The following is a 10,235-nucleotide window of genomic DNA, read 5'->3' on the forward strand; positions in this document are numbered from 1 at the left end:
CTGGCCGTCCACCACCGCCCGGACCTCGCCGGGCAGCGACGCGGTGCCCCGCTCGACCATGTCGAGGATGCGCTGCGCCTCGCCGGTGCTCCCCGCGGCGGCGAGCGCGCGGGCCTGCCTGGCCCGGGCCGCCGCGCCGGACGCCAGGTCGCCCCGCGCCTCCAGGGCCTCCGCGGCGCTCCCGAACGCGGCCGCGGCCTCCCCGGGCCGGCCCTGCCGCTCGTACTTCCTGGCCCGGTCGAGCGTGGCCCCGGTGTCGAACGTCATGATCCCTCCGGGGGCCACCGTACCGTTCGGGGCGGTTCCTCCGGCTCAGTCCGCGGGAATCGCCCGGACCTCCACGCGCGTGTCGTGGAAGACCGGCCCGCCGCCGAGGTCGGTGTCCCGCTCGTCCACGACGGCGTTGGCGTTGGCGCCGCCCGCGAACTTCGCCCAGTGCCCCTTGGTGGTCGCCGCCACGCCCGGCCGGACCCGGTCGGTGACGTCGAGGACGGCCTCGAACGCGCCGCGGTCGTTGCCCACCCGGACGCGCTGCCCGGCCGCCAGCCCCCGGGCCGCCGCGTCGTCCGGGTGCAGCCGCACGGTCAGCCCGCCGGACCTGCGGCGCAGCTCCGGGTTGTTGCCGAACGTCGTGTTGAGGAACTCGTGCGAGGCCGCCGAGATCAGCGCGAGGGGGTACCGCTCGGCCCGCGCCGCGTCCGCGACCTCGGCGGGCGGCGTGTACCCGGCGACCGGGTCCCGCCCGACGGCCTCCGCGAGCCCGGACCGGAACTCCAGCCTTCCGGACGGCGTCGGGAACCCGTCTGCGTACGGCAGGAACGGGTCGGGCACGGACATCCGCACGAACCCCTCCTTGCGCAGCCGGTCCAGCGTGATCCCCGCCATCCACGGGTGGTCCGAGGCCAGCAGCTGCTCGGCGAGGCTCTCGTCGGAGTCGTACAGGCTCGGCTCGTTCAGGCCCATCCGCCGCGCCAGCCGCCGGAACGTCTCGGTCGTCGGCAGGCACTCGCCGGGCGGCGCGACCGCCGGGTCGTTCCACGTCAGGTACAGGTGCCCGTAGCCCTCGTGGAGGTCGGCGTGCTCGTGCTGCGCCGTCGCGGGCAGCACGATGTCGGCGTAGTCCGCGGTGTCGGTCGGGAACTGCTCCATCACGACGGTGAACAGGTCCTCGCGCGCGAGCCCCCGGCGCACCCGGCCCTGGTGCGGGGTGCTGGCGGCCGGATTCGCCGCGATCACGAACAGCGCCTTGACGGGCGGGTCCTGGACGTCCAGGAGCCCCTCGCCGAGCCGGCTCATCGACAGCGTCCGGACCGGGCCGGGCCGCAGGTCGTCGCGGTACAGGGCCGCCTTGTTCAGCTTGACGTGCCCCGACGTCGAGAACGCGAGGCCGCCGCCGAGCCGCGCCCAGTCGCCGGTCACGCCCGGCAGCGACGCGAGGACGCGCAGCACCGACCCGCCGCCCGCGTTCCGCTGGACGCCCTGCGTGGCGCGGATCGCCGTCGGCCGCGTCCGCGCGATCTCCGCCCCGAGCGCGGCGATGTCCGCGGCCGGGAGCCCGGTGATCTCCGCGGCCCGCTCCGGCGGGAACTCCGCGATCCGCTCCCGGAACTCCTCCCAGCCCCGCGTGTGCCGCTCCAGGAAGGCGTCGTCCTGCGCGCCCATCCCGACGATCACGTTGAGCAGCGCCAGCGCGAGCGCCGCGTCCGTCCCCGGCAGGGGAGCGAGGTGCGCGTCGGCCTGCTGCGCCGTCCGGGTGCGGACCGGGTCGATCGCCACGATCCGGGCGCCCGCCCTCCGCGCCTCCTGGACGAACTTCCACACGTGGTGGCCCGTCGTCAGCGGGTTCGTGCCCCACAGGAGGATCAGCTTCGCGTGCGCGAGGTCCTCCGGGTCCATGCCGCCCGCCGACCCGAGCGTGGCCTCCAGCCCCGCCGATCCCGCCGCCGAGCAGATGTTCGCGCTGTGGGCCGACGCGCCGAGAACGTTGAAGAACCGGCGCCCGGCGTAGCCCTCCAGGCCCTGGAGATAGCCGAGCGTGCCCGTGCCCCAGTAGGGCCAGATCGCCTCGCCGCCGTGCTCGCGGACGATCCCGTCCAGCCGCCCGGCGATCTCGTCGAGCGCCTCGTCCCAGCCGATCCGCCGGAACCGCCCCTCGCCCTTCCGGCCGACACGCCGCAGCGGGTACAGGACGCGGTCCTCCTGCCCGGCGCGCTCCAGCCACCGGTTCACCTTCGTGCACAGAGCCCCGCGCGTGTACGGGTGGTCCGGGTTGCCGCGCAGCCCGACCGCCCTCCCGTCCCGGACGGTGACGACCCACGAGCAGCCGTCGGGGCAGTCCAGCGGGCAGGCGCCCAGCACCCTGAGGTCCGCCCGGCCCTGCGCGTCGCCCATCTCGAAGCCCTCCCCAGCCCGCCGCACCCCCCTAGTCTGCGCCATGACCACATGAGCCTCGACCGGTTCGCACCTGACGACGCGCTGTCGGCGGTGGCGGCTAGAGTTGCCCGGGCAGTCCGAGGAGGAAGAGGGGGAGCCGGTGGCGGGCGAGGAAGCGACGGAGATCGAGTTCCGCGACGACGTGACGGTCGAGCTGATCAAATCCGCGGCGTCGGACGCCGACGTGCTCTGGGCGGCGCGGGTCTCGACCAAGGGCGAGAGCTCGCTGGCCGAGATCGAGGCCGACCCCGAGCGCTCGAAGGGCCTGATCAACTACCTGATGCGCGACCGGCACGGCACGCCGTTCGAGCACTCCTCGATGACCTTCTACGTGCGGGCGCCGATCTTCGTGTTCCGCGAGTTCATGCGGCACCGCACGTTCTCCTACAACGAGGAGAGCGGCCGCTACCGCAGGCTGGAGCCCGTCTTCTACGTCCCGGGCGCCGGGCGCAAGCTCGTCCAGGAGGGCAAGCCCGGCAAGTACGTCTTCGTGGACGGCACCCCCGAGCAGCACAAGATCGTCACTGAGGCGACCAAGGAGAGCTGCCGGCAGGCCTACCGCGCCTACACCGAGATGCTCGACGCGGGCGTCGCCCGCGAGGTCGCCCGCGGCGTCCTCCCGGTCGCGCTCTACTCCTCGATGTACGCCACCTGCAACGCGCGGGCGCTCATGAACTTCCTGTCGCTGCGCACCAAGCGCGAGGACGCGGCGTTCCCGTCCTTCCCGCAGCGCGAGATCGAGATGGTCGCCGAGCAGATGGAGGAGCAGTGGGCGGCCCTCATGCCGCTCACCCACGCCGCCTTCGAGGCCAACGGCCGCGTCTGCCCCTGAGTCCGCCGGCCCCGGCTCCCGGCCGGGGCCGCTCAGGGGACGGGCCCAAGGAAGGCTCAGGGGAAGAAGCGGCGGGCGCTCGGGTGATCCTGCGCACCGTCCACGGGGATGTTCGCGCCGTTGATCCCGCTCGCCCGGCGCGACAGCAGGAAGCACGCCGTGTCGGCGACCTCCTCGACGCCGACGAGCCGGCCCGCCGGGAAGTCCTCGCGGGCGAACGCCGCGTACCGGTCGGGGTGGGTCGTCCGGAACCGGTCCCAGCCGCCGTCCTCGAACAGCACCGACCCCGGGCTCAGGGCGTTCACGCGGATGCCGCGTCCACCGAGCTCCTGCGCCAGCGTCGCGGCCAGGTGGATCTCGGCGGCCTTCGCCGACGCGTAGGACGACTTCGGCCCCGGCTTCCAGCCGGTGATCGACGAGATGATCACCACGCTGCCGCCGCCGGCCCGCTCGAAGTGCGGCACCGCGGTCCGCACCGCGTGCGCGGCGTGCAGCACGTTGATCGAGAACGTGCGCGCCCAGTCGTCCGGCGTGGAGTCGAGCAGGTCGCCGCCGAACGACCCGCCCGCGTTGGCGACCAGCAGGTCCAGCCCGCCGAGCGCCTCGGCGGCCCCGTCCACGGCGGCGCCGAGGGCGTCCGGGTCGGTGACGTCCGCGACGAGCCCGTGCGCCCGCACCCCGTCCGCCCGCGCCCCGTCCGCCCGAAGTGCCGCGACCGCCTCCGCCAGCCGCTCCGGGTCGCGGCCGCACACCGCGACGCCCGCGCCCTCGGCCGCGAGGGCCCGCGCCACGGCCAGCCCGATGCCCGCCGTACCGCCCGTGACGAAGGCGCGCGCGCCCGCCAGTCCGAGATCCATGGCCCCGATCGTGGCAGAACGCGCCGCCGCCCGCCGCGCGGACCCGATCTCCCCGTATCGGGCAACCACAGGTGACATGATCGCCACCGAGAGGCCGACCCCATGCCCGACCCCACCCGGAGCGCGCCGCGCCGCCCGCCGGACCCGGACCCCAAACCGGACGACGCGTCCCTCATCGCGCGGTCGCTGCGCGAGCCCGAGGCCTTCGCGGCGCTGTTCCGGCGGCACGCCCCGTTGATCATGCGGTACGTCGTCCGCCGCCTCGGGCCCGGCCCGTCCGACGACATCGTGGCCGAGACGTTCCTGGTCGCCTTCCGGCGGCGCGCCGCCTACGACACCGCCCGCCCGGACGCCCGGCCGTGGCTGTACGGCATCGCGACCAACCTCGTCCGGCGGCACCGGCGCGACGAGGTCAGGCAGCTGCGGGCGCTCGCGCGGACCGGGGCCGATCCGGTCACCGAGTCGTTCGCCGAGGCGGCCGACTCCCGGCTCAGCGCGCACGCCGCACGCCGCCCGCTCGCCGCGGCCCTGGCCGGGCTGCCCGCCGCCCAGCGCGACGTGCTGCTGCTGGTGAGCTGGGAGGGCCTCACCTACGACGAGGTGGGCCGGGCGCTGAGCATCGCGCCCGGAACCGTCCGGTCGCGGATGAACAGGGCGCGCGGCAGGCTGCGCGGCGCGCTCGGCGGCATCGACCCCACCGCTGCGGCAGAGGAGCAGGCCGATGGATGAACTGACCGAGATGCGGCGGCTGCGCGCCGAGGTTCCCGCCGACCTCGACCTGGCCGCGGCCGAGACCCGCTTCCTGGCGGAGTTGAAGACCGAGGGGCACGCGCCGCGCCGCCGCCTCTTTGGCGGGTGGCGGCCCCTCGGCGGGTCGCGGCTCCTGCGTCCGGTGCCGCTGGTCACGGTCGCGGCCGTCGCGGCGGCGGGCGCCGTCGTCGCGTCCCACCTGGGGTCGGACCACGGCGGCGGACCGGACACCGTCCAGGTCGCCAGCGTGTCGGCGCTCATGGACCGCGCCGCCGCCGCGGCCCTGAAGGACCCGCTGCCGGCGCCCCGGCCCGACCAGTACCTCTACCAGGAGGCGCAGGAGACGCGTCCGGCCGACGCATCCGGCGGCGAGAGCTGGCTCGACCGCCAGTACGTGTGGACCTGGCAGTCGATCAACGGGACGAGGCCCGATCTGATCCGGCACCGGACGCTGGCGCCGCTGCCGATCCCGGGGCGCCCACTGCCGCCCGCGGCGACCGGACCCGCGCCCGCGGCCGCCGAGACGCTGACCGAGCCCTGCGGGACGCGGCCGCCGATCGACCGCCCCTATCTCGACGCCGTCCCCGCCGACCCGGACGCGCTGCTGCGGCTGCTCGACGACGGCGGTGACGGCGACCGCGGCGACCGCCTCTGGGAGCGCGCCTCGGACGTGCTCGTATCGTCCGCCGCCCCGCCGCAGGTGCGGGCGGCGCTCTACCGCGCGATCGCGAGGATCCCCGGCGTCCGGCTGGTGGCCGACTCGGTGGACGCGGCGGGCCGCCACGGCGTCGCGGTCGCCCGCGTCCAGGACGGGGTCCGCATCGAGCTGATCTTCGACCGCGCCGGCTACCGCTTCCTCGGCGAGCGCGGCATCGTCGTCGACGGCGGCGCCGACGGCCCGGCGGGCACGCTGGTCAGCTCCAGCGCCGTCCTGCGCGTCTCGGTGGTGGACGCCCCGCCCAAGGCCGGCCCGAAAGCCGAGCACGCCGACTGCTGACGGCCGAAGACGACCGCGGAGCCACCGGGCCGACCGTCCGGTGGCTCCCGGATCCCGGTCATGGGCGTAGTACCGCCTGGGTCTGGGTCACCTGGGCGATCCTGCGGTCGTCGGCGTCGAACAGATCGGTCTGCACGACGATCGACGTCCGCCCGACGTGCAGCGGCGCGGAGACGCCGCGGACCCGGCCCGACCGCACTCCGCGGAAGAAGTTGGTCTTCGATTCCAGCGTCGTCGTGGTCGCGCCCTCGGGCAGGTTGAGGAACGCGCAGGCGGCGCCGAGCGTGTCGGCCAGCGCCATCAGCGCACCGCCGTGCATCAGCCCGCCCGCGGTGCAGCGGTCGGGAGCCCAGTCGAGATGCCCCGTGACCGCGTCCGGCGCGGCGGCGTCCAGCACGATGCCGAGCGCGCGGGCGAACGGCATGGCGTCGGCGATCTGGTCGGGGGTGGGCCCGGCGTTCATACGGCCTCCTCGGGGAGCACGGATGGGCGCCAGCTTGACGATCATCCGCCGAGCGGGTCCATTACCTCCGAGGTCATGACCGCCGCTCCGGCGCGACCCGGCGGGCGGGCTCCGCCGCCACGCTCGCTCGCTCCGTACCGGGGATGCCGTCTTCGTCGGCCCCGGCCTTGGCCGGGGCACCGTCGTAGGCGGCGCCGACACCGCGCAGCAGCGTGTCGACGACCACGTCGGCGGCCTGGCCGGGGCTCAGATCGGGCAGGTCCTCCGCGGCGCGCAGCACCAGCGGCGGCAGGATCGCGCTCACCCAGCCGGGCGGCAGGTCGGCGCGCAGCAGGCCCTCGTCGGTCGCGCGCCGCAGGAACGCGTCGACCTTGCCGATCAGGCGCCGGCGCCGCTCGCGGACGCTGTCCTCGGCGAGCAGCCGCCCGGCCTCCACCGGCCACGCGCGGTTCACCGCGATGATCCCCTCGACGTAGCGGTGCAGCGCGACGGCGACCGGGGCCTCGCGCAGCCGCGCGGCCTCGACGGCCTCCTCGACCGCGTCGTACCGCGCCTGGAACACGGCGGTCAGCAGCTCGTCGCGGGAGGAGAAGCGCCGGTAGACGGTGCGCCGGTCCACGCCCGCCGCCGCGGCGATGGCCGCGATGCTCGCCGAGGGGTCGTCGGCGAGCAGGCGGGCGCCCGTGCGCAGGACGAGTTCGAGGTTGCGTGCGGCGTCTGCTCTCACCTACCCAAGATACCCCTTTGCATAGCACTTGACGAGACAGTCGCCACATAGATGTGGGTATTGAAAAATGAAGTGCTACATTGATGAGACAGTTAAGGATTCCCCGGAGGAGGACCCCATGGCCAGGACATGGTTGATCACCGGTGCGTCGCGCGGCTTCGGACGCCGGCTGACCGAGGCCGTGCTGGAGGCGGGCGACCAGGTCGTCGCGGGCGCGCGGCGCCCCGAGCGGCTCGACGACCTCGCCGCCCGGCACGGCGGGCGGATCAGGGCGGTCGCGCTGGACGTCACCGATGCCGGCGCGGCCCGCCGGGCGGTGCGGGAGGCCGTCGACCGCTTCGGCGGGCTCGACGTGGTCGTCAACAACGCCGGCTACGCCAACAGCGCGCCGATCGAGGAGATGGCCGAGCGGGACTTCCGCGACCAGGTCGAGACGAACCTCTTCGGCGTGGTGAACGTGACGCGGGCCGCGCTGCCCGTCCTGCGGGAGCGGCGGTCCGGCGTGTTCGTGCAGTTCTCGTCCATCGGCGGGCGCGTCGGCGGCACGCCCGGGATGGGCGCCTACCAGACCGCGAAGTTCGCGGTCGAGGGCTTCTCCGAGGTGCTCGCCGCCGAGGTCGCGCCGTTCGGCGTGAAGGTCGTCATCGTCGAGCCCGGCGCGTTCCGCACCGACTGGCAGGGCTCGTCCATGGAGCTCCACCCCGTCGGCCCCGACTATGAGAAGACGGTCGGCGCCGTCAACCGCTACCGGCGCGACAACGACGGCACCCAGCCCGGCGACCCGGCCCGCGCCGCCAGGATCATCGTCGACGTGGTGGGCGCCGACGACCCGCCGCGCCGGCTGATCCTCGGCGCCGACGCCCTCGACCTCGCCCGCACCGCCGCGGAGGCCCGCGCCGCCGAGACCGAGAAGTGGGCCGATGTGAGCCGCTCGGCGGACTTCCCGCCGGACGAGCGGTAGCCGGCGCGTCCGGTCAGCGCTCCCGTGCGCCCGGCGGCGCGGGCGGGACGCCGTAGACCGTCAGCCAGATCGACCGGGCGAGGGTGCGCGCGATCCGCTCGTCGCCCGCGCCCTCGTCGTGGTGGCAGTGCGCCGAGATCGTCCGTTCGACCGTCCAGATCAGCACCTGGGCCGTCGTCCGGACGTCCATCTCCGGGTCGACGGTCCCCGCGCGCAGCTCCGCGTCGAGCCGGTCCCGGACGACGTCGGTGAAGCGCCGCATCCGGCCGCGCCAGAACTCCGCGACGTCGGGGTCGTAGCCGGCGACCTCGCCGAGGGCGTGCAGGACCCGGCGGTGCTCCCGGTACGCCGCGATCATCTGCCGCATGGCGTGCGCGACGCCGTCCACCCCGTCGGCGTGGTCGGCCCGCCACCACAGGACGGCCTCGCCGAACAGGGCCTCGACCGCCTCGTCCGCGAGCGCGATCAGCAGCCGGCTCTTGTCGGGGAAGTGCAGGTAGAACGTCGAGCGCGCCACGTTCGCGCACTCGGCGATGCGCTGGACGGGCAGCTCGGTGTAGGGGGTGCCGTCGGCCATCATCTCCGCCGTCGTCCGCAGCACGCGGCGCCGGACGTCCTCGCGCCGCTCGCGGACCTTGCCGCGCGGCCGGGTGGTGGTCGCCATGGCGGCAGCGTACCCGGGGCCGACCGTTGTCGGACAGTGTGTCGACACTGTGCTTGACAGTGCATCGGCACCGAATCACACTCGGTCCACGGCTCCCCAGCGGGGGCCGGACGTCACGGGGGCTCGACCGAGGAGGCTCAACCGTGGTACGTCACCTCTCCGCCCGCCGCGCGACCGCCGTCCTGGCGCTCGCGGCCACCGCGCTCGCCCCGGCCGCCGCCCTCCCGGCCGCCGCCGCGGAACCCGTGCCCGCGCCCTCGCCGTCCGGCGGGGACTCCTGGATCCCGCGCACCGACATCGCGCGCTCGGACCTGACGCAGGTGCCCGGCAAGCTCGCCGAGCCGTCCGACGACGGGCCGCACCCCGGGTCCGCCACCGAGTGGTGGTACACGCACGTGATGGACCCCGCGACGCACCGCACGTTCATCGCGATGCTGTTCACCGCGCCGGTCCCGACCGGCGTGATCTTCTGGTATCCCGAGCGGGGGCAGAAGCTCGTCCTGCCGGAGCTCACCGCGAAGGTCACCGCGACGGACGGCCCGGTCGTCGACAGCAGCGCCGGCAGCCTCGTCTACGACCGCGGGCGCCGCGCCTACCACCTCGTCTGGACGGGGGCGTGGGCCAAAGCCGACATCTGGTTCGACAACGCGCTGCCCGGCGTGACGGGCGGGCCGATCACCTACGACGGCGGCCAGACCATGTACTGGAGCTCGCCCGTCGCGACGAGCCGCGTCAACGGTTGGCTCCAGCCGCCCGGCGCGTCCTCGCCCATCAGCGTGGACGGGTGGCGCGGCTACCACGACCACAACTGGGGCAACTTCAACGTCGCCGACCAGAGCTACTCCGGCTGGGAGTGGGGCGTCTCCCACGAGCCGGACGGCACCGCCACCCTCCTCGGCGGCGTCGTGAAGGGCGATGGGACCTGGCAGGGCGTGGTCGGCCGGGTTACCGCCACCGAGACCTACGGCTGCATGTCCACGGTCGAGCTGTCGGACTGGAAGGTGTCCGGGCTGTTCTCCTACCCGGAGACGACCAGGCTGACCTGCCCGTCCTCGCTTCTCGCGACGCCGGACGGCCTGAAGGGCGAGCGGCCCGGCCTCGACCGGACCTTCCACGTCGTGGACCCGTTCATCCTCGACGTCGGCGTGCTCGCGCTGCCCGAGTCGCTGGGCGCCACCGTCCCTGGGTCCCTCGGCCTCATCGAGCACATCCGCAACCTGCGGTCGCGGCTGCCGCGGTCCTGACCGCGCCCGCCCACGCCACCCACCCCGGAACGCACCCACCCCGGCACGCATCCGGCCGGGCACGCACCCACCCCCGCACGCACCCACCCCGGCACGAGGAGAGCGGCGAACCATGACCACTTCCCAGCGGCACTACGCGGACGCCCGCCCGGCGGCACCTCCGAGCGAGGCGGGGCCGGGCGGCGCGAACGGCATCTCCCGGCGCCGGATCCTGTCCGGCACGGCCGCCGCGGGCGCGGCGACCCTCCTGCATGTCCTCGGGCCTGGAGGCGCGCTCGGTCGCGGTCTTGGCCCGGTCGTAGGAGTC

The 10,235-nt window shown here is 74.9% G+C and carries 12 protein-coding genes; 6 read left to right on the top strand and 6 right to left on the bottom strand.

Annotation, left to right across the window (positions count from 1 at the left end; genetic code table 11):
• Positions 1–267: hypothetical protein (locus E1300_RS42845; RefSeq protein WP_207400279.1), on the bottom strand; the 267-nt coding region annotated here is incomplete at its 3' end.
• Positions 268–312: 45 nt separating this feature from the next.
• On the bottom strand, positions 313–2,436 hold the full coding sequence (locus E1300_RS42850; protein ID WP_306440700.1) for a molybdopterin-containing oxidoreductase family protein: 2,124 nt from the start codon (positions 2,434–2,436) through the stop codon (positions 313–315).
• A 97-nt stretch (positions 2,437–2,533) separates the two neighbouring features.
• Here E1300_RS42850 and thyX point away from each other — a divergent pair, with 97 nt between their 5' ends.
• Positions 2,534–3,265, top strand: coding sequence for an FAD-dependent thymidylate synthase (thyX, locus tag E1300_RS42855; protein WP_207400280.1), 732 nt, complete (start codon positions 2,534–2,536; stop codon positions 3,263–3,265).
• 56 nt (positions 3,266–3,321) lie between these two features.
• On the opposite strand, the gene E1300_RS42860 is transcribed toward thyX, so the two are convergent.
• Positions 3,322–4,122, bottom strand: coding sequence for an SDR family NAD(P)-dependent oxidoreductase (locus E1300_RS42860; RefSeq protein ID WP_131763014.1), 801 nt, complete (start codon positions 4,120–4,122; stop codon positions 3,322–3,324).
• A gap of 102 nt (positions 4,123–4,224) precedes the next feature.
• Here E1300_RS42860 and E1300_RS42865 point away from each other — a divergent pair, with 102 nt between their 5' ends.
• The gene (locus E1300_RS42865) at positions 4,225–4,851 is read left to right on the top strand and encodes an RNA polymerase sigma factor (protein ID WP_131763015.1); all 627 of its coding nucleotides are present in this window, start codon (positions 4,225–4,227) and stop codon (positions 4,849–4,851) included.
• The gene (locus E1300_RS42870) at positions 4,844–5,869 is read left to right on the top strand and encodes a CU044_5270 family protein (protein WP_131763016.1); all 1,026 of its coding nucleotides are present in this window, start codon (positions 4,844–4,846) and stop codon (positions 5,867–5,869) included. Before E1300_RS42865 ends, E1300_RS42870 begins: the two co-directional genes overlap by 8 nt.
• Before the next feature lie 58 nt (positions 5,870–5,927).
• On the opposite strand, the gene E1300_RS42875 is transcribed toward E1300_RS42870, so the two are convergent.
• Positions 5,928–6,332: a PaaI family thioesterase gene (locus E1300_RS42875; protein ID WP_131763017.1), complete on the bottom strand. Its 405-nt coding sequence runs from the start codon at positions 6,330–6,332 to the stop codon at positions 5,928–5,930.
• A 73-nt stretch (positions 6,333–6,405) separates the two neighbouring features.
• On the bottom strand, positions 6,406–7,059 hold the full coding sequence (locus tag E1300_RS42880; protein ID WP_131763018.1) for a TetR/AcrR family transcriptional regulator: 654 nt from the start codon (positions 7,057–7,059) through the stop codon (positions 6,406–6,408).
• A 118-nt stretch (positions 7,060–7,177) separates the two neighbouring features.
• Between E1300_RS42880 and E1300_RS42885 the strand changes: the two genes are divergently transcribed.
• Positions 7,178–8,020 carry an oxidoreductase gene (locus E1300_RS42885; RefSeq protein ID WP_131763019.1) on the top strand — a complete coding sequence of 281 codons (843 nt, stop codon included), beginning with the start codon at positions 7,178–7,180 and terminating at the stop codon, positions 8,018–8,020.
• 13 nt (positions 8,021–8,033) lie between these two features.
• On the opposite strand, the gene E1300_RS42890 is transcribed toward E1300_RS42885, so the two are convergent.
• Entirely contained in the window at positions 8,034–8,684 is a 651-nt protein-coding gene (locus tag E1300_RS42890; protein ID WP_131763020.1) for a TetR/AcrR family transcriptional regulator, read from the bottom strand.
• A gap of 143 nt (positions 8,685–8,827) precedes the next feature.
• Between E1300_RS42890 and E1300_RS42895 the strand changes: the two genes are divergently transcribed.
• On the top strand, positions 8,828–9,928 hold the full coding sequence (locus E1300_RS42895) for a hypothetical protein (RefSeq protein WP_131763021.1): 1,101 nt from the start codon (positions 8,828–8,830) through the stop codon (positions 9,926–9,928).
• 112 nt (positions 9,929–10,040) lie between these two features.
• Positions 10,041–10,235 (top strand): hypothetical protein (locus E1300_RS42900; protein WP_207400281.1); only part of this gene is annotated, 195 nt, incomplete at its 3' end.

This window comes from Actinomadura fibrosa (assembly GCF_900659615.1).
Taxonomy (GTDB): Bacteria; Actinomycetota; Actinomycetes; order Streptosporangiales; family Streptosporangiaceae; genus Spirillospora; species Spirillospora fibrosa.